Source organism: uncultured Plantibacter sp. (assembly GCF_963518075.1).
Taxonomy (GTDB): Bacteria; Actinomycetota; Actinomycetes; order Actinomycetales; family Microbacteriaceae; genus Plantibacter; species Plantibacter flavus_A.
The window spans coordinates 300,697-323,157 of record NZ_CAUQHZ010000001.1 but is presented as its reverse complement, the minus strand read 5'-3'; the positions used below and the strand labels follow the sequence as shown (position 1 = coordinate 323,157).

At 69.7% G+C, this 22,461-nt stretch carries 23 protein-coding genes; 12 read left to right on the top strand and 11 right to left on the bottom strand.

All coding sequences use genetic code 11. The annotated features are described in order from the left end of the window. The first annotated feature begins 1 nt into the window (after position 1). The 5 genes from RWN05_RS01620 to RWN05_RS01600 all read left to right on the top strand — a co-directional run bounded on the left by RWN05_RS01620 (position 2) and on the right by RWN05_RS01600 (position 5,864). Positions 2-1,303: an ABC transporter substrate-binding protein gene (locus RWN05_RS01620; RefSeq protein WP_064295800.1), complete on the top strand. Its 1,302-nt coding sequence runs from the start codon at positions 2-4 to the stop codon at positions 1,301-1,303. A gap of 59 nt (positions 1,304-1,362) precedes the next feature. Then, complete coding sequence (locus tag RWN05_RS01615; protein WP_079000704.1) at positions 1,363-2,349, top strand: carbohydrate ABC transporter permease; 987 nt, start codon at positions 1,363-1,365, stop codon at positions 2,347-2,349. Between the two features lie 4 nt (positions 2,350-2,353). Further along, positions 2,354-3,256, top strand: coding sequence for a carbohydrate ABC transporter permease (locus tag RWN05_RS01610; RefSeq protein WP_079000706.1), 903 nt, complete (start codon positions 2,354-2,356; stop codon positions 3,254-3,256). Between the two features lie 73 nt (positions 3,257-3,329). After that, positions 3,330-4,343, top strand: coding sequence for a LacI family DNA-binding transcriptional regulator (locus RWN05_RS01605; RefSeq protein WP_071261407.1), 1,014 nt, complete (start codon positions 3,330-3,332; stop codon positions 4,341-4,343). Positions 4,344-4,427: 84 nt separating this feature from the next. Further along, entirely contained in the window at positions 4,428-5,864 is a 1,437-nt protein-coding gene (locus tag RWN05_RS01600; RefSeq protein WP_314138062.1) for a glucose-6-phosphate dehydrogenase, read from the top strand. An 84-nt stretch (positions 5,865-5,948) separates the two neighbouring features. Here RWN05_RS01600 and RWN05_RS01595 read toward each other — a convergent pair whose 3' ends face one another. Both RWN05_RS01595 and RWN05_RS01590 read right to left on the bottom strand, forming a co-directional pair. Then, a complete protein-coding gene (locus tag RWN05_RS01595; RefSeq protein ID WP_071261406.1) occupies positions 5,949-7,130 on the bottom strand; it encodes an alcohol dehydrogenase catalytic domain-containing protein in 1,182 nt (393 codons plus the stop codon). A gap of 90 nt (positions 7,131-7,220) precedes the next feature. Further along, the gene (locus RWN05_RS01590; protein WP_314138059.1) at positions 7,221-8,144 is read right to left on the bottom strand and encodes a LysR family transcriptional regulator; all 924 of its coding nucleotides are present in this window, start codon (positions 8,142-8,144) and stop codon (positions 7,221-7,223) included. Between the two features lie 72 nt (positions 8,145-8,216). On the opposite strand from RWN05_RS01590, the gene RWN05_RS01585 reads away from it, so the two are divergent. Then, positions 8,217-9,155 (top strand): DMT family transporter, encoded by a 939-nt coding sequence (locus RWN05_RS01585; RefSeq protein WP_314138058.1) that lies wholly within the window; start codon positions 8,217-8,219, stop codon positions 9,153-9,155. 6 nt (positions 9,156-9,161) lie between these two features. On the opposite strand, the gene RWN05_RS01580 is transcribed toward RWN05_RS01585, so the two are convergent. From RWN05_RS01580 to RWN05_RS01565, 4 genes are read right to left on the bottom strand one after another with little or no spacing between them, the layout of a single operon-like run. After that, positions 9,162-9,545 carry a hypothetical protein gene (locus RWN05_RS01580; RefSeq protein WP_314138057.1) on the bottom strand — a complete coding sequence of 128 codons (384 nt, stop codon included), beginning with the start codon at positions 9,543-9,545 and terminating at the stop codon, positions 9,162-9,164. Continuing rightward, on the bottom strand, positions 9,545-10,159 hold the full coding sequence (locus RWN05_RS01575; protein ID WP_314138055.1) for a hypothetical protein: 615 nt from the start codon (positions 10,157-10,159) through the stop codon (positions 9,545-9,547). Before RWN05_RS01575 ends, RWN05_RS01580 begins: the two co-directional genes overlap by 1 nt. Continuing rightward, positions 10,156-10,707 carry an RNA polymerase sigma factor gene (locus RWN05_RS01570; RefSeq protein ID WP_079000718.1) on the bottom strand — a complete coding sequence of 184 codons (552 nt, stop codon included), beginning with the start codon at positions 10,705-10,707 and terminating at the stop codon, positions 10,156-10,158. Before RWN05_RS01570 ends, RWN05_RS01575 begins: the two co-directional genes overlap by 4 nt. Positions 10,708-10,714: 7 nt before the next feature. Beyond that, positions 10,715-11,017: a hypothetical protein gene (locus RWN05_RS01565; RefSeq protein ID WP_071261404.1), complete on the bottom strand. Its 303-nt coding sequence runs from the start codon at positions 11,015-11,017 to the stop codon at positions 10,715-10,717. A gap of 131 nt (positions 11,018-11,148) precedes the next feature. Here RWN05_RS01565 and RWN05_RS01560 point away from each other — a divergent pair, with 131 nt between their 5' ends. Then, positions 11,149-11,670 carry a MarR family winged helix-turn-helix transcriptional regulator gene (locus RWN05_RS01560; RefSeq protein ID WP_064295985.1) on the top strand — a complete coding sequence of 174 codons (522 nt, stop codon included), beginning with the start codon at positions 11,149-11,151 and terminating at the stop codon, positions 11,668-11,670. A 284-nt stretch (positions 11,671-11,954) separates the two neighbouring features. On the opposite strand, the gene RWN05_RS01555 is transcribed toward RWN05_RS01560, so the two are convergent. Both RWN05_RS01555 and RWN05_RS01550 read right to left on the bottom strand, forming a co-directional pair. Next, positions 11,955-12,272, bottom strand: a complete 318-nt coding sequence (locus RWN05_RS01555; protein WP_079000721.1) for a hypothetical protein — start codon at positions 12,270-12,272, stop codon at positions 11,955-11,957. A 99-nt stretch (positions 12,273-12,371) separates the two neighbouring features. Continuing rightward, a complete protein-coding gene (locus tag RWN05_RS01550; protein ID WP_079000723.1) occupies positions 12,372-12,686 on the bottom strand; it encodes a helix-turn-helix transcriptional regulator in 315 nt (104 codons plus the stop codon). A gap of 83 nt (positions 12,687-12,769) precedes the next feature. Here RWN05_RS01550 and RWN05_RS01545 point away from each other — a divergent pair, with 83 nt between their 5' ends. Further along, a complete protein-coding gene (locus RWN05_RS01545) occupies positions 12,770-14,005 on the top strand; it encodes an MFS transporter (RefSeq protein WP_314138050.1) in 1,236 nt (411 codons plus the stop codon). A gap of 22 nt (positions 14,006-14,027) precedes the next feature. Here the strand turns inward: RWN05_RS01545 and RWN05_RS01540 are convergent, their stop codons facing one another. Further along, complete coding sequence (locus tag RWN05_RS01540) at positions 14,028-14,519, bottom strand: Lrp/AsnC family transcriptional regulator (protein WP_314138048.1); 492 nt, start codon at positions 14,517-14,519, stop codon at positions 14,028-14,030. A 91-nt stretch (positions 14,520-14,610) separates the two neighbouring features. Between RWN05_RS01540 and RWN05_RS01535 the strand changes: the two genes are divergently transcribed. Next, positions 14,611-15,279, top strand: coding sequence for a YitT family protein (locus RWN05_RS01535; protein ID WP_314138046.1), 669 nt, complete (start codon positions 14,611-14,613; stop codon positions 15,277-15,279). 32 nt (positions 15,280-15,311) lie between these two features. Here RWN05_RS01535 and RWN05_RS01530 read toward each other — a convergent pair whose 3' ends face one another. Continuing rightward, on the bottom strand, positions 15,312-16,538 hold the full coding sequence (locus RWN05_RS01530) for a pyridoxal phosphate-dependent aminotransferase (protein WP_064295812.1): 1,227 nt from the start codon (positions 16,536-16,538) through the stop codon (positions 15,312-15,314). 82 nt (positions 16,539-16,620) lie between these two features. Then, positions 16,621-17,469 (bottom strand): Abi family protein, encoded by an 849-nt coding sequence (locus tag RWN05_RS01525; protein WP_314138043.1) that lies wholly within the window; start codon positions 17,467-17,469, stop codon positions 16,621-16,623. Positions 17,470-17,829: 360 nt separating this feature from the next. Between RWN05_RS01525 and RWN05_RS01520 the strand changes: the two genes are divergently transcribed. The 3 genes from RWN05_RS01520 to RWN05_RS01510 are packed head-to-tail and all read left to right on the top strand — an operon-like array spanning position 17,830 to position 22,453. Then, positions 17,830-18,816, top strand: coding sequence for a 3-oxoacyl-ACP synthase III (locus RWN05_RS01520; protein WP_064295813.1), 987 nt, complete (start codon positions 17,830-17,832; stop codon positions 18,814-18,816). Further along, positions 18,810-21,488: an alpha/beta fold hydrolase gene (locus tag RWN05_RS01515; RefSeq protein WP_314138040.1), complete on the top strand. Its 2,679-nt coding sequence runs from the start codon at positions 18,810-18,812 to the stop codon at positions 21,486-21,488. The genes RWN05_RS01520 and RWN05_RS01515 overlap by 7 nt, the downstream gene beginning before the upstream one ends. Next, the gene (locus tag RWN05_RS01510; RefSeq protein ID WP_314138039.1) at positions 21,485-22,453 is read left to right on the top strand and encodes an NAD-dependent epimerase/dehydratase family protein; all 969 of its coding nucleotides are present in this window, start codon (positions 21,485-21,487) and stop codon (positions 22,451-22,453) included. Before RWN05_RS01515 ends, RWN05_RS01510 begins: the two co-directional genes overlap by 4 nt. The last annotated feature ends 8 nt before the right edge of the window (positions 22,454-22,461 follow it).

The following is a 22,461-nucleotide window of genomic DNA, read 5'->3' as shown; positions in this document are numbered from 1 at the left end:
AATGCGCAGCACGCTTCGCCACATCGGCATCGCCACGGTCGCCACGACGGCCCTACTGCTCTCCGGATGCTCGGCATCCTCGGGCGGCACGGAGTCCGGCCCCGTCAAACTCACCTACTGGGCCTGGGCGCCCAACCTCGAGCAGGTCGTGGAGCTGTGGAACGAGGACCACCCCGACATCCAGGTGGTCGTGCAGAAGCAGGACGGCGGCGACCCCGCCATCACCAAGCTGCTCACGGCCATCAAGGCCGGCAGTGGCGCTCCCGACCTCATCCAGGCCGAGTACCAGAAGATCCCGACGCTCGTGGCGTCCGACGCGCTCGCCGACATCTCGAAGCAGGGCGCAGCCGATCTCAAGGACGACTTCTCCGACGGCGTGTGGAACTCGGTCACGCTCGGTGGCGATGCGGTCTACGCCGTCCCGCAGGACTCCGGCCCGATGATGGCCTACTACCGCACCGACATCCTCGACAGCCTCGGCCTCAGCGTGCCGACGACGTGGGACGAGTACGCACAGGTCGCCCGGGCCGTTCACCAGGCCGACCCGACGAAGTACCTCGGCACCTTCTCCGCGAACGACGCCGGCTGGTTCGCCGGACTCGCGCAGCAGGCGGGTGCTTCGTGGTGGTCGATCGACGGCGACAGCTGGGGAGTCGACATCGACGCCGGCCCGACCGAGCAGGTCGCCTCGTACTGGGGCGGACTCGTCGAGGAGGGTGCGATCGACAACAAACCGATGTACACGCCCGAGTGGAACGCCGGGCTGAACGACGGTTCGCAGGTCGGTTGGATCTCCTCCGTCTGGGCACCCGGCGTCCTCGGCGGCAACGCCCCCGACACTGCCGGCAAGTGGACCGCGGCCGAGCTGCCGCAGTGGGACGCCTCGAAGCCCTCCAACGGCAACTGGGGTGGGTCGTCCACCGCGGTGACCACGCAGTCGAAGCACGCCGAAGCCGCCGTCGAGTTCGCCACCTGGTTGAACACCGACCCGAAGGCCGTCGCCGCGCTCGCCGACGTGTCCGGGGTCTACCCGGCCGCGACGAAGGTCGCCGCCGACGCCCTGAAGACGTCGCCCGAGTTCTTCAGCCAGCAGAGCGACTTCTACGACATCGCGTCGAAGGCCTCCGAGACCGTCGCGCCGTTCACCTACGGCCCGAACGTCAACGTCGCCTTCAGCGCCTACAACGACGAGTTCGCGAAGGCGGCCGAGGCGAAGACCGCGCAGGCGTTCTCCGACGCCGTCGCCGCGATGCAGTCCATCACCATCGACGACCTGAAGAAGAGCGGCTTCTCGGTCAAGTAGTCCCACGGGGCCGGCTCATCGAGCCGGCCCCGCTCCCGCCCTCGACCCAAGGAATCGGCATGGCTGCACCATCCGCGCTGGACACGATCCGGCCCACCCAGGATCCGCCGACGGGCTCGCGTCCGCCGGCCCGATCGCGCAAGAACCTGAAGAGTCGGGTGCTCATCCCGTACGCGATGCTCGCCCCCGGCATCATCCTGTTCCTGGTGTTCATGGCGGCGCCCATCGTCTACACGCTGTTCCTGAGCTTCCAGAAGAAGCAGGTCACGGGGCTCGGCCTCGGCTCCGGTGCTCGCACGACGGCCTTCGCGGGCTTCGAGAACTACCTCGGTGCATTCAACGACCCGGAGTTCGCGGCGAGTGTCGGACGAGTGCTGCTGTACGGCCTCATCCTCATCCCGTGCATGCTCGGACTCGCCCTGCTCTTCGCGCTGCTGCTCGACTCCCGTCGCACCCGGGCGGTCTCGTTCTCGCGCATCTCGATCTTCCTGCCGTACGCGGTGCCCGCGGTGATCAGCTCGCTGCTCTGGGGCTTCCTCTACCTCCCGGCCGTGAGCCCCTTCTACGCGATCTTCGACAGCCTCGGCTGGGACGCCCCGGAGATCCTGTCCTCGGGGACCATCATCTTCGGCATCGCGAACATCGCCCTCTGGGGTGGCGTCGGCTTCAACATGATCGTCATCTACACCTCGCTGAAGGCCGTGCCGAGTGAGATCTACGAGGCCGCCCGCATCGACGGTGCGAGCGAGATCCAGATCGCACTGCGGATCAAGATCCCGATCGTCGCCCCAGCGCTCGTCATGACGGCCCTGTTCTCGATGGTCGCCACCCTGCAGGTGTTCGCCGAGCCGACGACGTTGCGGCCGCTCACGAACAGCCTCTCCACGAGCTGGTCGCCGCTCATGCTCGTCTACCGCGACGCGTTCACCCGTGACGACATCTACTCGGCCGCCGCGACCTCGATCATCATCGCCGTCGCCACCTTCATCGTCTCCTTCCTCTTCCTCCGGGTCGTGCAGAAGCGAGCCTTCGGTCAGGAGGACTGACACCATGACCACGCTTCGACTCGACCGACCCGCCGGTGCGCGACGCCGCGAACGCGCCGGCAGCACGACCATGCGCTCCGACCGGCCCAGCGGCATCTCGACGGGCATCCTCATCCTCGGCGCGATCTACTGCCTCTTCCCCGTCTTCTGGGTGCTCATGGCCTCCACGAAGAGCAGCGGCGAACTGTTCTCCACCTTCACGCTCGTGCCGAGCACCCATCTGTTCGACAACATCGTCGAGCTGACCCAGTACCGCGACGGACTCTTCTGGCGCTGGATGGTGAACACCGCGCTCTACGCGGGCATCGGTGCGATCGCCTCCACCTGGGTCTCCGCGATCTCGGGCTACGTGCTCGCCAAGTTCGACTTCCCTGGCAAGCGCACCGTCTTCAGCATCCTGCTCATGGGCGTGCTCGTGCCGGGCGTCATCCTCGCGATCCCGCAGTACTTCCTGCTGGCGAACGTCGGGCTGACGAACACCTTCTGGGGTGTGCTCCTGCCGCAGATCATCAGCCCGTACGGCATCTACCTCGCCCGCATCTACGCGGCCGCAGCGGTGCCGACCGACGTCATCGAGGCGGCCCGGACGGAGGGCGCGGGCGAGTTCCGCATCTTCGGACGCATCGCGATGCCGATGATGCTGCCCGGACTCGTGACGATCTTCCTGTTCCAGTTCGTCGCCATCTGGAACAACTTCATGCTGCCGTACATCATGCTCGGCGACGACTCGCTGTTCCCGATCACCGTCGGCCTCAACGGGCTGCTCAACCAGGGCGCCTCCGCCCCCGCGCTGTACACCCTCGTGATCACGGGTGCCCTGCTCGCCATCGTGCCGCTCATCCTGATCTTCCTCATCCTGCAGCGCTTCTGGCGGGTGGACCTCGCGGCCGGTGCCGTGAAGGCATGAGCCGCCGTGGCCCGCACGGTGGCAGCAGAAGGTGCCGCCGTCGTGCGCGAAGCCTCAGCACTAGGCTGACGGGATGACCACCGTCCCGTCCCGTCGGCGCCCGACGATCGACGACGTCGCGGAGGCCGCGGGTGTCTCCCGCGGCACGGTGTCGCGGGTGCTGAACGGCGGGCGTTGGGTCAGCCAGGACGCGAAGGCGGCGGTGGACGCGGCGATCCGGAAGACCGGCTACCGCGTGAACCCGCACGCGCGGAGCCTCGCGACGAACCGCACCGGATCGGTCGCGTTCCTCCTCACCGAGGACCACCAGCTGCTCTTCGAGGACCCGAACTTCTCGATGCTGCTGACGGGGGCCGCGCAGGCGCTCGCCGAACGGCAGCTGTCGCTCGTGCTCATCATGGCGGGCAGCGCTGCCGAGCAGGAGCGCGCGCTCGCCTACATCGAGGCGGGTCACGTCGACGGCGTGCTGCTCGTCTCGGCGCACAGCGGACAGCGGCTCATCAGCGACATCGTGGACTCGAAGGTCCCGGCCATCGCGTGCGGCATCCCGCTCGGGTTCCAGAAGCGCCTCGGGTACGTGGCCGCGGACGACCTCGAGGGCGCCCGCGAGATGGTGGCGCACCTGCGTGGGCTCGGCCGGACGCGGATCGCGACGATCGCCGGACCCGAGGACACCCCGGGCGGTGTCACGCGGCTCGAGGGCTACCGGCTCGAACTCGGCGAGGCGTACGACGACCGGCTCGTCCGGCACGGCGACTACGGCCGCGCGAGTGGTGAAGCGGCGATGCGCGAGCTGCTCGAGGCCGACCCGACGATCGACGCCGTCTTCGTGGCCAACGACCGCATGGCCGCCGGCGCCATCGACGCTCTGCGAACCGCCGGCCGACGCGTGCCGGAGGACGTCGCCGTCGGCGGCTTCGACGACTCGAGCATCGCGGTCGGCACCGATCCCGCCCTCACGACGATGCGTCAGCCGTTCGAGCGGATCAGCGCCGAGATGGTGCGCCTGCTCCTCCAGGTCATCGAGGGCGAGCGGCCCGCGGCGATCACGCTCCCGACGGAACTCGTGGTCCGCGACTCGGCCTGAGCGGATCTGTCCGGGAGCTTGTCGAGGGGCGCCCGCCTGCGCAACCCCGAGCGTCTCGCGGCTCCGTCCATGAGGATTGAGTGCATGAGCGACCAGTCCGACACCACCACCCAGCCCGATCCCGACACCGTACCCGGCATCCCGGACGCGGAGTCGCTGGAACCGACGAAGCGCACCATCGCGATCCTGGGTGCCAACGGCGACCTGGCCAAGCGGCTCCTGATCCCCGGCCTCGGCGAGGTCGTCGACGCCGCACGCGACATCTCGCTACAGATCATCGGTGCCGCCCGCACGCCGCAGCCGAACGAGGAGTGGCGTGCGACCGTCCGCGCCAGCCTCGAGGACGCCGGGATCGGGGCCCGGACCGTCGACGCGCTGGTGTCGACGACGGAGTTCATCCCGACCGACGCCTCCGACCCCGACGAACTGCGTGCACTGCTCGACGCCTGCACCGGCTCACCGATCCTCTACATCGCGCTCCCGCCGTCCGCCGGGCGCAAGGTCGCCGAGGCGCTCGCGCAGATCGACCTGCCCGACGACCTCCTCATCGCCATCGAGAAGCCCTTCGGCGACGACCTCGCCGACGCCCAGGCGCTCAACGCGGCGCTCGCCGACGTCGTGCCGGAGGAGCGTCTGTGGCGCATCGACCACTTCCTCGGCAACGCGACCGTCCTCGGGATGCTCGGCCTCCGCTTCGGCAACCGACTCCTCGAGGCGGGCTGGAACGCGGAACAGATCGAGAAGGTGGAGATCCTCTACGACGAGGAGCTGGGGCTCGAGGGTCGTGCGGCGTTCTACGACCAGACCGGCGCGCTCCGCGACATGCTGCAGAGCCACCTGCTGATGGTCCTCGCGCTCACCGCGATGGAGCGGCCGGACGCGGTGACGCCGACCGACGTCCACGACCGCATCGCCGAGGTCCTCGGCGCCGTCCGGTTGTGGAAGGACGACCCGTCGACCGCCCGTCGCGCCCGGTACACCGAGGGTCGGGTCGGCGACCGGCTCTTCCCCTCCTATGTGGACGAGCCCGACGTCGACGCCTCCCGTGAGACGGAGACGCTCGCACAGCTCCTGCTCCAGGTCGACACCCCGCGCTGGCAGGGGGTGCCGTTCGTCCTGCGCTCCGGCAAGGGGATCGGCGACCCGCGCCGCGAGGTCGCCGTCCACTTCCGCCGCTCGGCCGCGCCGACGGGGCTCGACGCTCCCGACGGACACGCCGACACCGTCCTCCGGATGTCACTCAAGGGCGATGCGGTGCACCTCGACCTCATCGTGACCGGGGCCGATGACGTCGACGGCCTGCGCCGGGTCGAGCTCGAGGCGGACCCTGGTGCCGCGACCCTGAGTGCCTACGCGCAGGTGCTCGCCGGCCTCCTGCAGGAGAACACGCTGCTGTCGGTGCGCGGCGACATCGCCGAGCAGTGCTGGCGCATCGTCACCCCGGTCGTCACCGCCTGGGCCGCCGGCGAGACGCCGCTCGAGGAGTACGAGGCGGGGAGCGCCGGTCCGACGGACTGGTGACCGGGCTCTGACGCACTGCTGACCGCCTGACATGAGACGACCCGCGCCGAATGATCGGCGCGGGTCGTTTCGTACAGTGGGCGGTTACGCCGACGGCTTCAGGACGACCTTGATGCAGCCGTCCTCCTTCTTCTGGAAGGTCTCGTACATCGCCGGAGCCTCGGCGAGCGGCACGCGGTGGGTCGCGAGGTCGAGCACGCCGAGCGGGTCGGTGCTGTCCTCGACGAGGGGGAGCAGCGTCGGGATCCAGCGGGCGACGTTGCACTGACCCATCCGGAGCGACACCTGCTTGTCGAACATCGACTTCATCGGCATGATGTCGGCCTCACCGGCGTAGACGCCGCTCAGGGACACGACGCCGCCACGGCGGACGAGCTCGAGCGCGGTGTGCAGGGCGGCGAGCCGGTCGATGCCGGCGTGCTCCATGGCCGGTCGCGCGAGCGCGTCGGGCAGCACGCCGACGGCCGTCTGTGCCGCAGCCGCGATCGGTGACCCATGGGCCTCCATGCCGACGGCGTCGACGACCCCGTCCGGGCCGCGTCCACCGGTGGCGTCGCGGAGCTCCGCGACCAGGTCGTCCGAGAGGTCGAGGGCACGGATGCCGTGGCGCTCGGCGAGGGCACGGCGCTCCGGCACCGGGTCCACGGCGAAGACCTCGAGACCGCGGTGCTTGGCGATGCGAGCCGCGAGCTGGCCGACCGGGCCCAGGCCGAGCACGGTGATCGAGCCGCCGTCCGGCACCCCGGCGTATTCGACGCCCTGCCAGGCGGTCGGGAGGATGTCACTCAGGTAGAGGTAGGACTCGTCGGGCAGGTCGCGACCGACGACGATGCAGTTCGCGTCTGCGAGCCGGACCTGCAGGAACTCGGCCTGTCCGCCCGGCACCTGGCCGTAGAGCTTCGTGTAGCCGTACAGGGAGGCGCCGCTGCCGTGCTCCTTCACCTGGGTCGTCTCGCACTGCGACTGCAGCCCGTTGCGACACATGAAGCACTCGCCGCACGCGATGGTGAAGGGGATGACGACCCGGTCGCCGACCGCGACGCGGGTGACCTCGGAGCCGACGGCCTCGACGACACCCATCGTCTCGTGGCCGAGGACGTCACCGCGGTCGAGGAACGGGCCGAACAGTTCGTAGAGGTGGAGGTCGGAGCCGCAGATGGCTGCCGAGGTGACACGGATGATCGCATCGGTGGGGGCGGTGATCGCGGGGTCCGGGACGGTCTCGACCGACACCGACCGGCGACCCTGGTACGTGAGTGCGCGCATGGATGCTCCTTCGTCGTTGTCCGTCCACCCTGCGCCTCCCTGGCGTCGGGCGACTGGGGGTGGACGTCTCGTCGGAGGGCTGATACGAGCTCAGCGTGCCGCGTCGGCGGCCACGCGCTGGAGACTGGCGAGCACCGACCGGACCGCGGACCGCGCCATCGCCTCCGGTCTGGCCAGGACGTCGACGTGCCGGACGAGGACCGCGCCGGCGACCGGTCGGAGGATCATGCCGTCGACGGCCAACGGCGCCGCCGTGGTGCGCGGCATGACGGCGATCGCAGCTCCGGTGCGGACGACCTGGGCGGCGACCGAGAACTCGTTGATGCGGTGGTCGATCCGCGGCGCCCGTCCGCTCAGTGCGCCCAGCTGGTGGAGGACGCCGGCGAGCGGGAACCCTTCGTGCGTCGAGATCCAGCGTTCGTCCCGCAGATCCTCCGGCCGTACCTCCGATTGTGCGGCCAGCGGATGCGTCTCGTGCATCGCGATGTCCAGGGGCTCGACGAGCAGCGGCGTCACGACGAGGCGGTCGAGCGGCCACGCCGGCTCGTGCGGGAGGCGGTGGGCGACGACGAGGTCGTAATCGGCGGTGAGACCGGCGAAGCGGTCCTGCGCGACGTCGGCGTCGGCGAGGAGGAGCCGCGGAACCGGACCGGTCGCATCGACTCCGGGGACGGGACCGCCCGCGAGCAGCGGTCCGAAGAACGCCAGCCCAGCGCTGTGGAACGCGGAGACGCTCACGGGGCGCTGCTCGTGCTGGAGGAAGGAGTCCACGGCGTCCCTGGCCTCGGCGAGTGCCTCCTCCACGCGCGCGGCGGCGACGGCGAGGGCTTCACCGGCCTCGGTGAGGACGAGGCGACGCCCGTGCTTCTCGGTGAGGGGCACCGGCATGGTGGCCTGCAGTGCGGCGAGCTGTTGCGACACGGCCGAGGCGCTGACGTGCATGGCCGCGGCGACCGCAGCGACGCTCCCGCGGTCGCCGAGTTCGCGGAGGAGCCGGAGGCGGGCAGGATCCATAAGTGATTCCTTCATCGTCGATCCAGACACTGGCCGTTGTTCTATCGTGTCCGTCTCCTGGAGAGTAGCGGCATGGCTCGCCGCGCACCCTCCGAACGCATCGTCGACGTGTTGCTCGTCGGGGTCGCAGCGGTCTGGGGCGCCAGCTTCCTCGCGGCGAAGGACCTCGCGGCCGTCACCGGTGTGCCGGCCGCGGTCGCCCTGCGCTTCCTGGTGGCGGTGATCGCCATCGGGCTCATCTGCCTCGTGCGGCGGGAGCGCCTGCCGCGCGGACGGGGCCTGCTGATCGCGGCGGCACTCGGCTGCTCGCAGGCCGCGATCATCGGCCTCGAGACGTGGGGCGTGCACCTGACCTCGGCGACGAACGCCGGGCTGCTCATCAGCCTCGCGCTCGTCATGACGCCGGTGCTCGACGGTGTCGCCTCGCGGTCCTGGCTCCCGAGGTCCTACTTCGTCGCCGCGGTCGCAGCCGTGGTCGGTGTCGCGCTGCTCGTGTCGGACGGCGGCCTCCGCGCACCCACCGCGGGCGACGCGCTCGTGATCGCCGCCGCCGTCGTCCGCGCGGTGCACGTGACGTCGAGCGCGCACCTGACCCGAGGCCGCACCGACAGCACGCTCGGCGTGGTCTTCGTCCAGATGCTCGTGTGCGCCGGCGCGTTCAGCCTCATCGCCGGTGACGGGCTCGCCGCGGCCGTCACCCGGCTCGACGTGCGCGGATGGCTGGACGTGCTGTTCCTCGGCCTCCTGTGCTCCGTGTTCGCCTTCGTCGTCCAGCTGTGGGCGGTGCGGCGGACCTCGGCCTCGCGCGCGAGCATCCTCATGGGGACGGAACCCGTCTGGGCGCTCCTCGTCGGCGTGCTCATCGCGGGGGAGGTGATCGGCCCGCTCGGTGTGCTCGGTGCGGCGCTGATCATCGTGGCGAGCTATGTCGGCCAGGCGATCGAACGTCGCCACCGCGCGCGGACGACCGGTACGGCACCCACGGCGCAGCAGGAGCCGGCGCCCGTCTGACGGGGTCTACAGCGTGGTCGCCGAGCCGGTGAACGGCGTTCCCAGCGGTGCTGCGTCCTCGATCCGGCAGGCGCGGACGTCGATCTCATGGATCGGTGTCCCCTCCCTCGACGTCGCGAGCACCCCGCGGATCGCATCGCCGACGAGGCGGAGGGTCGCCGGCACCGGAGCGCCGTCGGTCACGCCGATGGTCACGCCGATCGTCAGCGCACCGTCTGCTTCGCGACCGACGGCCACCTTCGCGGGCTCCTCGTCGTCAGGACCGACCGCATCGGCGACGGTCCGCAGGACCACACGGATCGGCGACCCGGTCGCGTAGACCGTCGTGACCCCCGGTGTCGCGGCGACGACGGCGGTGAGCTGCTGCGAGAGTGCGGCATCGGTGTCCATCAGGAGTCCTCCGGCCGGGCGACGCGCTGCGTGTGGATGTCGATGATCGTGACGTCGACGGCGACAACATTGAGTTCGGTGTGCGTGGAGAGTTCCGCGACGACGCGATCCCGGATGAGCTGCGACAGTCGTTCGAGGTTGTTGCCGAACGCGGCCGAGGCGGTGATCGCCACCGTGATGGGCGCGTCCAGGGTCGTCACATCGCCGTCGAGGCGGACGCGACCGACGATGACCCCGCCGACGCTGTCACCCACCCCGCGGATCAGGGTGCGGACCGAACCTTCCGTGATGCGCAGGTGCACCTCGGGGTCCGGATGCCTGAGCGGGATGTCCCGACCGGCGTGCGCCTCGAGCGAGATGTTCTGGAGCACCGCGTGCATCCAGGAGCGGTCCTGCTCGGAGTGCGTCGCGGCCTCCGACTTGAGCAGCGCCCAGGTCTGGGTGCGCAGCCGGAGGAGGGCGTCGAGGGCGAGTTGGCAGCCGGGGGAGGCTTCGATGTCGGGGTCGAGGGGCTCGCGGCCGCTGTCGAGGTAGTCGGAGAGCTCGTCGATGGTGTGCCCGTCGAGGTCGGCGCCGGCCAGGCCGTCGAGCATGGACTCGTCGTCGTCGTTCATCGCCACACCTCCATCTCCCGCAGGACGGTCTGTCTGGCCCGCGCGAGCTGACCGCGCACCGTCGACGCCGGGACCCCGAGCGACTCGGCGATCTCGACGTACGACAGCCCGCCCGTCTCCTTCAGCATCCAGCACTCACGCTGCATGGCGGGGAGTCGGTCCAGGACCGAAGCGAGTGCGCTCATCTGCATGCGCACCTCGACGACCCGTTCCGGGGATTGATGGGACGGGGCGGGTGCATTCCAATCCTCGATCTCGCTGTGTTCGCGGCGGCGCCTGATGCGGTCGATCGCCCGGTTCGAGACCATGCGCATCAGCCAGGACTTCACCGCGTTCGGGTCGTTCAGTCGGTCCAGCTGACCCCAAGCCTGGATGAGGACGTCCTGTACGACGTCCTCCGCCTCCGACTGGTTGCCCAGCACGCGGACGGCGTAGGCGCGCATGAGGGAACCGTGCCGGAAGACGAGGACTTCGAAGGCGGTGGCGTCTCCGTCGGCCGCGCGCTCGGCGAGGATGCCGTCCGAGAGGACCTCGAGCGAGCGCTTCACGGTGTGGCTAGAGGACGGCGAACGCGGTGAAGGCGACGGCGGTCGCGGACACGATCGCGGACGCGGCGACCGTGGCGACGTACGGAAACTGGAGCGTCTTCGCCGGGCCGTTCTCCACCGCCTCCTTGGCGCGGAGCAGGGAGACGAAGACCCCGAGGTCCTTACCGGTGCTCGAGGCGGCGACGAAGCGGCCGTCCCGGAACTCGACCATGCCGGCGTACTCGCCGTCGATCGAGGCGACCCAGAGGGTCGCGTCCGGCTCAGCCCAGGCGACCGTGGTCGTCGTGCCTCGCTCCAACACCGTGCTCATGACTTCTCCTTGCTCAACTGTCGTGTTGTTAGAGAATCTAGCGATTCATGCGTCTGCATGTACCCCACTTGACATTGCGATTCAGACTCCGCTAGACAAACTCGTTACGAGAACCACTACTGTTGAACTTCATGACCGCCCAAGCCGTTGAAGCGCAGCATTACTGGTACGAGCAGGACGAGCACGAGCGCGGCCGCCACATCCTCGAAGCCATGCGGCTGTACCGCGCGGCGGAGGCCGCCATGCGTCGTCGCACGCGCGACGAGATGCACATGGGCGAGAACGATCTGCTGGCCCTGCGCTTCATGTTGCGGGCCAAGCAGGAGCACCGGTTGGTCAGTCCGACCGATCTGGGTGCCTACCTCGGCATCAAGACCTCGTCGGTCACGGTCATGCTCGACCGCCTGGAAGCGGCGGGTCACGTCGTCCGGCAGCCGAGTGAGACCGACCGCCGTCGCGTCACGGTCTCGACCACTGACTTCGCCGACGCCGAGGTCCGCAAGACGCTCAGTCACATGCACCACCGCATGATGGAGGCCACCACCGGGATCGACCCCGAGATGGCGGCCGGCATCGTCGACTTCCTCGACCGCATGCGCGAGGCCGTCGACTCGATCGATCGCACCGAGCCCGAGGGGCAGCCGCAGCACTGAACGGTGGCGCCGAGCCGTCGATGAGCCGGCAGGCCACTCGGCCGGCTCCACCTGGCCTCATGTGAAACAGCGAGGCGGGCCGCACGGTCTGATCCGTGTGACCCGCCTCCGAATGTCTTCGACGATTTCGACCGCGCGCTGCGGGCCCTCCAGGCACCGCTCGAGCCGACTCTCAGAAGTCCCCGACCTTCGATGATCCGATGGTAATCGAGCACGTGTCGGACGGCCGATGCTTGAACGGTCGGATCGCTTGTGCTACTCGGGACCGCACCGGTGGCTGTGCCTCAGTTGTCGGCGGAAAGCTCCGGGTAGTCGGTCTCCGGCATGAGTTCGAGCCCCGCCGGCGTGTAGGTGCGGTCGAGCATGGCCTGCAACCAGGCGCGGTTGAGCAAGACCGGGCGGGAACCGGTGAATCGGAAGACGATGGGGACGCCGGTCTCGATCCAGATCGCGTAGCGGCCCGAGCCGTGTGCGGGGTCGATGGTCCACGAGAGGAGGAACGCCTCACCCTTGCGGAGCTTGGAGACGACGACCATCTGCACGTGGGCGAGGGTCCGGTCCTCGAGTTCGAGTGCTTCGTTCCCGTATCGCAGCGTTCCCATGTTCCCCAGCCCCCTGTCCCTGTGTGCGGTGGATCACCGCGCCGACAATTCTGGCAGTTCCCGTCCACGGGCTGCGAACCCGAGGGGTGGGAGTGCCGGTCAGTCGGCGTCGAGGACGGCGTCGAGGAGGCCCGGGAACCGGGTGTCGAGGTCGTCGCGCCGCAGGGTGAGTGTGCGGTGGCGACCGTTCGGCTCGTTCCTGATGACGCCGGCCTCGCGGAGCACCTTCATGAGGTGGGACTTCGTCGACTTCGGGATCGCGGGGTCGAGGGCCGTGCAGTTCGCGGCGTCCATCGGGCCGTCCCGCAGCTGCCGCACCATCTCGAGCCGGTCGGGATCGCTGAGCGCGAAGAGCACGGCCGGCAGCTCGATCGCCTCGCGGTCGGGGTGCGTGAGATCGGCGGGTGCAGGCATGGTTCGATAATAGTTGAACAATCGGTGGAAAGCGCGTATCGTCCAATCGTTCGATATTTTTGGAACCAAAGGATGCTCGCCCCGTGCAGACGACGACCCCGTCACCCTCGACCCGACCCATGCCCACCGCGGCCGCCGCCGTGCCGGCGACTCCGCGTCGCCGCTTCGGCTTCGTCCTCGCGGGACTCGGCAGCACGCTCATGCTCGCCGGCGCCAGCGCTCCGTCACCGTTCTACCCGGAGCTCCAGGAGCGCCTCGGCATCGGACCGATCGGCGTCACCATCGCCTTCTCGGCCTACGCGCTCGCCCTGCTCGTCGCGCTCCTCACGATCGGCTCGATCTCGGACCACCTCGGACGCCGCCCGGTGGTCGCCGCCGGGTTCGTCGTGCTCGCCGCGAGCATGCTGCTGCTGTGGCACGTCGACTCCGGCGCGCTGCTGTACCTCGCGCGCGTCCTCCAAGGCCTCGCCAGCGGGGCGCTGCTCTCCACGCTGTCGGCGACCATCATCGACCTGGCCCCGCCCGAGCGGCCACGAGCGGCGACCCTGCTGAACGCCATCGCACCGATGATCGGTCTCGCCTCCGGCACGATCCTCGCGGGCGTCCTCCTGCAGACGGTCGCCGATCCGTCGAGCTGGACGTTCCTGCCGCTGGCGATCGCCTACCTGCTCATCGCGGTGTCCATCTGGATCGTGCCGGAGACCTCCGCCCGCGCTCCCGGATGGGCCCGTGCCATCCGACCACGCGCAGCCGTCCCCGTCGACGCCCGACGGTTGTTCGTCGTGAGCATCCCGATCGTCCTCGGCGGGTGGGCGACCGGCGGGCTGTTCCTCTCTCTCGGGCCGAGCATCATGCACACGGAGCTCGGCGTGGACGGACAGCTCGGCGGGGCACTGCTCATCGGGTTGCTGCCGGCCGCGGGGGCCGTCGCCGCCGCGGTGCTGCACCGTCGCCGACCCGTCGTCGCGGCCGTCTACGGCGCCTCCGCACTGTCCGCCGGGACCGTGCTCCTGCTCGTCGCCCTGATCCTCGGGTCGCTCCCGATCGCGGTGGTCGCCGTCGTGATCGCCGGAACCGGGTTCGGCACGGCGTTCATGGGCACGATCGCCTCGCTCGTCCCGCTTGCGCCGGCGGACGAACGCGCTGAGCTGTTCGCCGCGCTGTACATCGTCGCGTACCTGTCCTTCGGCGTCCCGGCCGTCATCGCCGGCCTGCTCGCCTCGGCGATCGGCCTCCACGCCACGGTGCTCGGTTACGGCACGGTCGTCGCGATCGCCGCGGGCACGGCCGCTGTGGTGCGCGCCCGGTCAGCGCGCTGACGGTTCGAGCCCGCTGACGACGTCAGCGCGCTGACGGACCCTCGGCGAGGCGATCGAGGAGGGTCGACGCTCGGTAGGGGATGACCTCGATGAGTGAGACCTTCGTGTTCGTCCGGACCACGCCCGGAGCCGCGAGCAGCACGCCGGCGATGCGGTGCAGGTCCTCCGTGTCGTGCGCGACGACCTTCGCGAAGAGGTCGGCATCGCCGGTGGTCGCGTGCACTTCGACGATCTCCGGGATCGACTCGAGGGCCGCGTAGGCCTCGTTCGCGAGGTCCTGCCGGATGGAGATCTCGATGAACGCGGTGAGCGGGTAGCCCAGCGCCGACAGTCGCACCCGGCGACTCGGAGCGCCAAGTGCGCCGCTCGTCTCGAGTCGGCGCAGGCGGGCGTGGACGGTGTTCCTCGCGACGCCGAGGGTGCGTGAGAGGGCGAGCGCCGTCATGGACGGGTCGTCGTCGAGCGCGGTCAGGATGCGCGCGTCGAGGTGGTCGATGGTCGCGGGATGAGGCATGTTGCTCACTCTCAGGCTGGGAATCGAGCACGATGACCACTGCACTCTACTCGTGTTGCGCAACACGATGAGCTGACGCATCGTTGGCGGAATGAGCACCCAGCAGCCGAGCGCCGCGACGTCGAGCGCGCAGCAGGCTCCCTCCACACCTGCCCCGGCACCGTCTCCGGTCCGACACGGGGTGGTCGAGGACATCCTCGGGCTGCTCGTCGGCGTCACCGTGGTGTCGTTCGGGCTGTTCATCCTGAAGGCCGGTTCGGCCGTGACCGGCGGGACGGCCGGCCTGTCGCTCCTCGTCAGCTACCTCGCACCCGTGCCGTTCCCGGTGCTGTTCATCGCGATCAACCTGCCGTTCTTCCTGCTCGCGATCCGCGGCAAGGGCTGGGTGTTCACGCTGCGGAGCGGCGGTGCGATCGTGCTCGTGTCCGTCCTGTCCGGGGTGCACCCGCTGTTCCTGCCGGTCGGGCACCTCGACCCGTTCTACGCGGCCGTCGTCGGCAACGTGCTCTGCGGCGTCGGCATCCTCATCCTGTTCCGACACCGAGCCAGTCTCGGTGGGTTCAACATCGTCGCGCTGATCCTCCAGGACCGGTTCGGTGTCCGCGCGGGCTACGTCCTCATGGCCGTCGACACCGTGGTGGTGCTCGTGTCACTCGTGGCCGTGCCGCCGCTCAACGTGCTCGTGTCGGCGCTCGGCGCGGTCCTGCTGAACCTCATCCTCGCGCTGAACCACCGGCCGGGCCGGTACCTGGGGGTGTAGCAGGCCGGACGCCGAGTGCGTGCCCGCTGCGCCTACTGCTTGTAGGACGACAGGAAGTTGCCGAGCCGCTCGATCGCATCGGTGAGGACGCGCTCCTCCGGCAGGGTGACGACCCGCAGGTGGTCGGGGTCCGGCCAGTTGAAGCCCGTGCCCTGGACGAGCAGGATGTGCTCCGCCACGAGCAGATCGTGGACGAGCAGCTCGTCGTCGTGGATCTCGTGGACCTCCGGGTCGAGGCGCGGGAAGGCGTAGAGCGCACCCATGGGCTTGGTGCAGGAGACGCCCGGGATCGAGTTGAGGCCGGCCCAGGTGGCGTCGCGCTGCTCGAGCAGGCGACCGCTCGGTGCGATGAGGGCGTCGATCGACTGCACACCGGAGAGTGCCGCCTGCACGGCGTGCTGTGCCGGCACGTTGGGGCACAGACGCGTGGACGCCAGGAGGGTGATGCCCTCGAGGAAGCCGCGCGCGTGGTCACGCGGCCCCGTGATGACGAGCCAGCCGGACCGGTAGCCGGCGACCCGGTAGGTCTTCGACAGGCCGTTGAACGTGAGGCAGAGGAGGTCGGGGGCGACGGTCGCCATCGGGATGTGGACGGCGTCGTCGTAGAGGATGCGATCGTAGATCTCGTCGGCGAGCAACAGCAGCCCGTGCTCGCGTGCGACTCCGGCGATCTGCTCCAGCACCTCGCGGGAGTACACCGCACCCGTGGGGTTGTTCGGGTTGATGACGACGATCGCCTTGGTGTTCGGCGTGATCTTGGAGCGGATGTCCTCGATGTCCGGTGCCCAGTCCGCCTCTTCGTCGCAGCGGTAGTGCACCGGGGTGCCACCGGCGAGGCTCGTCATCGCGGTCCACAGCGGGTAGTCGGGCGCGGGGATGAGGACCTCGTCGCCGTCGTCGAGCAGGGCCTGCATCGTCATCGTGATGAGCTCGGAGACGCCGTTGCCGAGGAACACCCACTCCGGGTCGACGCGGGGGAACCCCTCCATCTCCTCGTAGCGGTAGGAGACGGCCTGGCGCGCGGAGAGGATGCCGCGGCTGTCGCTGTACCCGTGCGAGTGGGGGAGCGCGGCGATCATGTCGCGGACGATCTGGTGCGGTGCCTCGAAGTCGAAGATGGCGGGGTTGCCGGTGTTGAGCTTGAGGATGCGGTGCCCGTCGGCCTCGAGACGCACGGCCTCGACGAGGGCCTTCCCCCGGATCTCATAGAGGACGCTTTTCAGCTTGGAGGACTGGTCGAGGGTGCGGCGGGTGGTCATCCCCACAGGCTACTGCGGTGACCTGCGCGCGTGGCAGTGCCACTGCCAACCGCATGGCTTGTGAGGCATTCGCACGGGATGGTCACGCGTCGCTGGGATCCGAGACCCCCTGCCAGTACAAGGAGTTGCTCGTCACCAAGCGGTGAACCGCGTCCGCGAACGTGGTGTCGTTGCGGACCTGCATGACCATGTGCCCGAGGACGGAGATGACGCCCCACGGTGCGCCGACGAAGTCGCGAGGCCTGACTCCAGGCGCAAACGCTCCGGAGAACAATCGTGGCTGATCCTGTTGGACAGGCCGGTTCCAGATGCGGCTGTGGTGCGCGCACACGTTCCTGAATACGGCGACCGCACGAAGGTTGGACGAGGCCGAAGAGAAGAGCCCGTCGTCGTAACCGAAGCGCTTCGCCACCCGCCGCTGGGTCTCCCGGTCGGCGAGAAGCCCGAACATCCGGGACAGCGTCCCGAACGACATCGCCTCGGTCGCGACCCAGAGCGGCACCGAACCGTCTCCCGTCGCGCGATGATGCCTGACGTGACGCTCCTTCGACCGCGCGATGTCGTCGCGAATGTCTGAGAGCAGTTTCGCTCGATGGCTTCTCCCTCTGGCATCGACTCTGTCCGAGTAGGTCGTCTCCTGGAGATACTCGGCCCCCAAGCCGCCCGGTGTACACAGATTTGCGATCAGGGACGCCCGGAGCGCCACTTCGACCTCGGAGATGCCTTCGAGCAGGAGGTTCCGAAGCTCAGCGTCGAGGCGGTAGATGTCGAGGACCTCCAAGAACTCCGTTCCATGAAGGAATGCGTTCCTCCCTGCACTCGGATCGATCTGGAAATACCGCCAGTACCCAGAGAGCCGGAAGTAGCCGTGTGTCATGAGCGCGCGGGGGAGATGGCCCGCCTCGTCGACGAGTCCCCGGGCTTCGAGCAACCCGACTTGCTCAGAGATCGAAAGTGAGCGCTTACCCCCGCCCGCCGCGCGCGTCGACAATGGCCCCCGACCGATACAAAAAGGCCCCCCGACCGATCCCGGCATCCGCTGAAGGACACTGCAGGATCCCCGGGGGGAACTGTTAGGACAATTGTAACAGGCCCATCCCGTGGCGAACATGCTTGTGGACAGTTCGCGGTGGCGCTGTCGGGCTGGGTACCCGCTGTCAACAACGGGGACACGATTCGTCCACGTTCAGGGTAGAGGAGTACCGTCAGACGCTGGCGGTCAAGACTGCCTGGTCAGAGGCACGGAGGAATCGTGACCGGAAACGCAACTACCCGATTCGACAATGTGGCCATGTTGTCGGTGGCGAGCACGCTGCCGTCCGCAGTGGTGACCTCGGTCGAGATCGAAGAAGGTCTCGCGGGTGCGATGAAACGCGCCCGCCTCCCGAAGGGCATCCTGCGACGCGTCGCCGGTGTGGTCGAGCGACGCCACTGGGGACCCGGCGAGAACTCGGACGACGCCACGGTGTCGGCCGGTCGCCGAGCGCTCGCCGAGGCCGGCATCTCGCCCTCCCAGATCGGGCTCATGATCAACACCTCGGTGACGAGGCAGCACCTCGAGCCCTCCGTCGCCGTCCGCATCCACGACGGCCTCGGCCTGCCGAGCTCGGCCATCAACTTCGACATCGCCAACGCCTGTCTCGGCTTCGTGACCGGCATGACCATGGCGGCCGCGATGATCGAGTCCGGCCAGATCGAGTACGCACTCATCGTCAACGGCGAGGACGCGAGCGAGGTGCACGCCAACACCATCGAGCGCCTCAGTGGCAGCACCATCGACCGCGACGACTTCATGAGCGAGTTCGCCTCCCTCACCCTCGGCTCCGGGGCCGCCGCCGCCGTCATCGGGCCGGCCGACCGCCACCCCGAGGGGCACCGCATCCTCGGCGGCGTCACCCGCGCGGCGACGGAGTTCAACCACCTCTGCGTCGGCAGCGTCGACGGCATGTTCACCGATGCCCGAGCACTCCTCAAGGGCGGGCTCGACCTCGTCGTCTCCGCGTGGAAGGAAGCCGCCGGCGACTCGTGGCGGTGGTCGAAGATGGACCGCTACATCACCCACCAGGTGTCGTCCATCCACACGGACTCCATGGTGAAGGCCGCCTCGCTCGACCGCAGTCGCGTACCGGTCACCTATCCCTACCTCGGCAACGTCGGACCGGCCTCCATCCCGATCACCCTCGCCGACCAGCAGTCGACCCTGAACAAGGGCGACCGCGTCCTCCTCATGGGCGTCGGCTCGGGGTTGAACACCGGCCTCATGGAACTCGCGTGGTAGCGGGTACGGTCGCCGCGAACGTCGGCCTGCGGACCATGGGTGTGCGCGCCGCCGGTCTGCCCGGCCTCCCCGCGCGGTACTCACATCGCATCGACGTCCCCGGTCGGCTGGCGGACGACGGCGTGACGAGGAACTGGCACTACCTCGACACCGCCGAGGCGCTCAGCGAAGCCGGTGTCGAGCCGGTCGGCACCGTCCTCGCCGTCCACGGCAACCCGACCTGGTCGTACCTCTGGCGCTCGCTCGTCACCCGGTCCGTCGAGCAGGCCGACGCCGGCGGTACCGCCTGGCGCGTCGTCGCCGTCGACCAGCTCGAGATGGGCTGGTCAGAGCGGACCGAGGTCACCCGTACCCTCGAACAGCGGATCGCCGACCTCGCAGCCTTCTCCGACGCACTCGGCCTCACCGGTCCCGTCGTCACCCTCGGTCACGACTGGGGCGGCGTCATCTCCCTCGGCTGGGCCACCGAGCATCCTGAGCTCCTCGTCGGGTCGATGCTGCTCAACACGGCCGTGCACCACCCGGAGGGCACCCCGATCCCCGCGCCACTGCGGCTCGCCGGCGCTCGCGGCATGCTCGGTGCAGGTTCGGTGCAGACGACCGCCTTCCTCGACACAACGCTGTCGCTCGCGTCCCCGCCGCTCGATCGCGACGTCCGCGACGCGTACCGCAGCCCCTACTCCGCTCCTGCGCGACGCCGCGGCATCGGCGCGTTCGTCGCCGACATCCCGGCGACTCCGGAGCATGTCAGCTTCCCGCGCCTCGAGCGCCTCGCCGACGACGTCGCCCAGCTCCGCGTCCCTGCGCTCATGCTGTGGGGTCCGCGAGACCCGATCTTCAGCGACCGCTACCTCGACGACCTCGCCGACCGCCTCCCGCACGCCGAGGTCCACCGCTTCGCCGGCGCGGGTCACCTCGTCATCGAGGACGCCCCGGTCGCCGAGTCGTTGCTCACGTGGCTCGACGACAGCCTGCCGCAGGGCGTGCCGGTCGAAGCGACGCCTGTGGAGTCCGCTGCCGCTGCGACCGAGCAGCCCGACTTCGAACCGCTCTGGCGGCGGTTGGACGAGCGACGCACCGACGACAGCGATGCGATCGTCGAACAGCGCGGTTCGGGTGCGGCCCGTCGCGTCAGCTGGAAGCAGCTCGACGACCGCGTGACGCGATTGGCCGCCGGCTTGCACCGCATCGGCGTCCGGCGCGGCGACCGCGTGTCCCTGCTCGTCACGCCCGGCGCGACGCTCACCGCCGTGATCTACGCCTGCCTGCGCATCGGCGCGGTCGTGGTCGTCGCCGACGCCGGTCTCGGCGTCAAGGGCCTCCACCGTGCGGTCCGAGGCGCGTGGCCCGCCTACGTCATCGGCGAGACCAAGGGCCTCGCCGCCGCTCGTGCGCTCGGCTGGCCGGGTGTGAAGATCTCCGCGGCCCGCCTCCCCGGCGCGACCGCGACGGCTCTCGGTGTCTCGCACAGCCTCAAGGATCTGCTCGACGCCCGTGCAACGCCTGAGCTGCCCGGCGAACCCGGCCCGACCGACCTCGCGGCGATCCTCTACACCTCGGGATCGACCGGTCCGGCGAAGGGCGTGAAGTACACCCACGCTCAGCTGTCGTCGTTGCGCGACGTCCTCTCGGAGCACTTCTCGATCACCGCCGACTCGGGGCTCGTCACCGGGTTCGCGCCGTTCGCGCTGCTCGGCCCGGCGCTCGGAGCCCGTTCCTCGACGCCGGAGATGGACATCTCGGCGCCCCGGACACTCACCGCTCGAGCGGTCGCTGCGGCCGTGGCCGAGACGGACGCCGACATCGTCTTCCTCTCGCCGGCCGCCATCCTGAACGTGGTCGCGACCGCCGATGCGCTCGACGCAGGGGACCGACAGGCGCTCCAGGGTGTCAGGACCGTGCTCTCGACGGGCGCACCCGTCAGCCGCCAGCTCCTCACGGCACTCGTGGGTGTCCTGCCCAATGCGTCCGCACACGCGGTGTACGGCATGACCGAGTGTCTGCTCGTCTCGGACATCACCCTCGACACGCTGCCCGACGAGGACACCGAGCACACGGGGGTGTGCGTCGGGACGCCCATCGGCGGCGTCGACGTGCGCATCAGCCCGCTCGACGAGGCCGGACGCGCGACCGGTGCGCCGACGCAGGACGCGGACCGCCTCGGCGAGGTCATCATCTCGGCCGAGCACCTCAAGTCGCAGTACGACCGGCTCTGGCTGACCGACCGGGCCGCCGTCCGCGACGTCGCCGAGGACGGACGCTGGCACCGCACCGGCGACGTCGGGCATCTCGACGCCGACGGCCGCCTGTGGATCGAGGGCCGTCTGCCGCACGTGATCGCGGCCCAGGACGGACCGATCGCTCCGGTCGGACCTGAGCAGGCGATCGAGACGGTGCCGCTCGTCCGCCGCGCCGCTGTCGTGGGCGTCGGTCCCGAGGGCCTCCGCCAGTGCGTCGCGATCGTCGAGACGACCACGGGCACGAAGCGGGTCCAGCTCGCCGAGGCCCAGCTCGCAGCACGGGTGCGCGACGCCTCGCCGCAGCCGCTCGTCGCCGTCTTCGTGGTCCCCGAGCTGCCGACCGACATCCGCCACAACTCCAAGATCGACCGCACCCGCCTGTCGGTGTGGGCGGAAGGCATCCTGGCCGGTGAACGGCTGAGCACCCCGTGACCGTCCTCGTCACCGGTGCGAGCGGCATGCTCGGCCGCGAGGTCGCCCTCGAGCTGCTCCGTGGCGGACATCGCGTCCGGGTGTTGCAGCGTGGACCGTCGGCACTCACCGACGTCGAAGAGGTGCGCGGATCCATCACCGACGCAGCCGTCGTCGAGTCGGCGATGGACGGTGTCGACGCGGTCGTGCATCTGGCCGCGAAGGTCTCGTTGGCGGGTGACCCGGCGGAGTTCGAACGCGTCAACGTCGCCGGGGCCGAGGTCGTCCTCGACGCGGCCGAGACCGCAGGCGTCTCGCGGTTCGTCCACATCTCCTCGCCGTCCGTCGCGCACGGTGGCTCGGCGCTCGTGGGTGTGGGTGCGGAACCGGCCGATCCGGGCGCGGCTCGCGGTGAGTACGCGCGCACGAAGGCGCAGGGCGAGCTGCTCGTCCTCGCGCGGGACCGCCGCGGCTTCGCGGTCGTCGTCGTGCGGCCGCATCTCGTCTGGGGTCCGGGTGACCCGCAGCTCGTCGAGCGCATCGTGGATCGCGCGCGCCGAGGCCGCCTGCCCCTGCTCGACGACGGCACCGCCCTCATCGACAGCACGTACGTCGCGAACGCGGCGTCAGCCATCGCCGCGGCACTCGAACACGCGGAGACGGCACACGGTCGGGCGTTCGTGGTGACGAACGGGGAGCCGCGTCCGGTCGGCGAGCTGCTCGCGGGCATCTGCCGTGCTGCCGGCGTGAAGCCGCCCGCCTTCAGTGTCCCCGCCGGCGTCGCGCGAGCTGCCGGTGGGCTCGTCGAGCGCCTGTGGAGCATCCGCCCCGGCGCCGATGAGCCGCCGATGACGCGCTTCCTCGCGGAGCAGCTGTCGACCGCGCACTGGTTCGACCAGCGACAGACCCGCGCGGCTTTGCACTGGACGCCGGCGGTCTCGATCGACGAGGGTCTCGAGCGCCTGGCGGCCCACTACCGCGGCTGACCCCGTCT

What these genes read in the sequence shown, in the direction of transcription:
- RWN05_RS01600 (WP_314138062.1), top strand. Translation starts at nt 4,428, where the DNA reads ATGAGCGACCAGTCCGACACCACCACCCAGCCCGATCCCGACACCGTA.
- RWN05_RS01590 (WP_314138059.1), bottom strand. Translation starts at nt 8,144, where the DNA reads ATGGATCCTGCCCGCCTCCGGCTCCTCCGCGAACTCGGCGACCGCGGG.
- RWN05_RS01620 (WP_064295800.1), top strand. Translation starts at nt 2, where the DNA reads ATGCGCAGCACGCTTCGCCACATCGGCATCGCCACGGTCGCCACGACG.
- RWN05_RS01585 (WP_314138058.1), top strand. Translation starts at nt 8,217, where the DNA reads ATGGCTCGCCGCGCACCCTCCGAACGCATCGTCGACGTGTTGCTCGTC.
- RWN05_RS01610 (WP_079000706.1), top strand. Translation starts at nt 2,354, where the DNA reads ATGACCACGCTTCGACTCGACCGACCCGCCGGTGCGCGACGCCGCGAA.
- RWN05_RS01555 (WP_079000721.1), bottom strand. Translation starts at nt 12,272, where the DNA reads ATGGGAACGCTGCGATACGGGAACGAAGCACTCGAACTCGAGGACCGG.
- RWN05_RS01605 (WP_071261407.1), top strand. Translation starts at nt 3,330, where the DNA reads ATGACCACCGTCCCGTCCCGTCGGCGCCCGACGATCGACGACGTCGCG.
- RWN05_RS01615 (WP_079000704.1), top strand. Translation starts at nt 1,363, where the DNA reads ATGGCTGCACCATCCGCGCTGGACACGATCCGGCCCACCCAGGATCCG.
- RWN05_RS01540 (WP_314138048.1), bottom strand. Translation starts at nt 14,519, where the DNA reads ATGCCTCATCCCGCGACCATCGACCACCTCGACGCGCGCATCCTGACC.
- RWN05_RS01580 (WP_314138057.1), bottom strand. Translation starts at nt 9,545, where the DNA reads ATGGACACCGATGCCGCACTCTCGCAGCAGCTCACCGCCGTCGTCGCC.
- RWN05_RS01595 (WP_071261406.1), bottom strand. Translation starts at nt 7,130, where the DNA reads ATGCGCGCACTCACGTACCAGGGTCGCCGGTCGGTGTCGGTCGAGACC.
- RWN05_RS01535 (WP_314138046.1), top strand. Translation starts at nt 14,611, where the DNA reads ATGAGCACCCAGCAGCCGAGCGCCGCGACGTCGAGCGCGCAGCAGGCT.
- RWN05_RS01520 (WP_064295813.1), top strand. Translation starts at nt 17,830, where the DNA reads ATGTTGTCGGTGGCGAGCACGCTGCCGTCCGCAGTGGTGACCTCGGTC.
- RWN05_RS01575 (WP_314138055.1), bottom strand. Translation starts at nt 10,159, where the DNA reads ATGAACGACGACGACGAGTCCATGCTCGACGGCCTGGCCGGCGCCGAC.
- RWN05_RS01550 (WP_079000723.1), bottom strand. Translation starts at nt 12,686, where the DNA reads ATGCCTGCACCCGCCGATCTCACGCACCCCGACCGCGAGGCGATCGAG.
- RWN05_RS01565 (WP_071261404.1), bottom strand. Translation starts at nt 11,017, where the DNA reads ATGAGCACGGTGTTGGAGCGAGGCACGACGACCACGGTCGCCTGGGCT.
- RWN05_RS01560 (WP_064295985.1), top strand. Translation starts at nt 11,149, where the DNA reads ATGACCGCCCAAGCCGTTGAAGCGCAGCATTACTGGTACGAGCAGGAC.
- RWN05_RS01530 (WP_064295812.1), bottom strand. Translation starts at nt 16,538, where the DNA reads ATGACCACCCGCCGCACCCTCGACCAGTCCTCCAAGCTGAAAAGCGTC.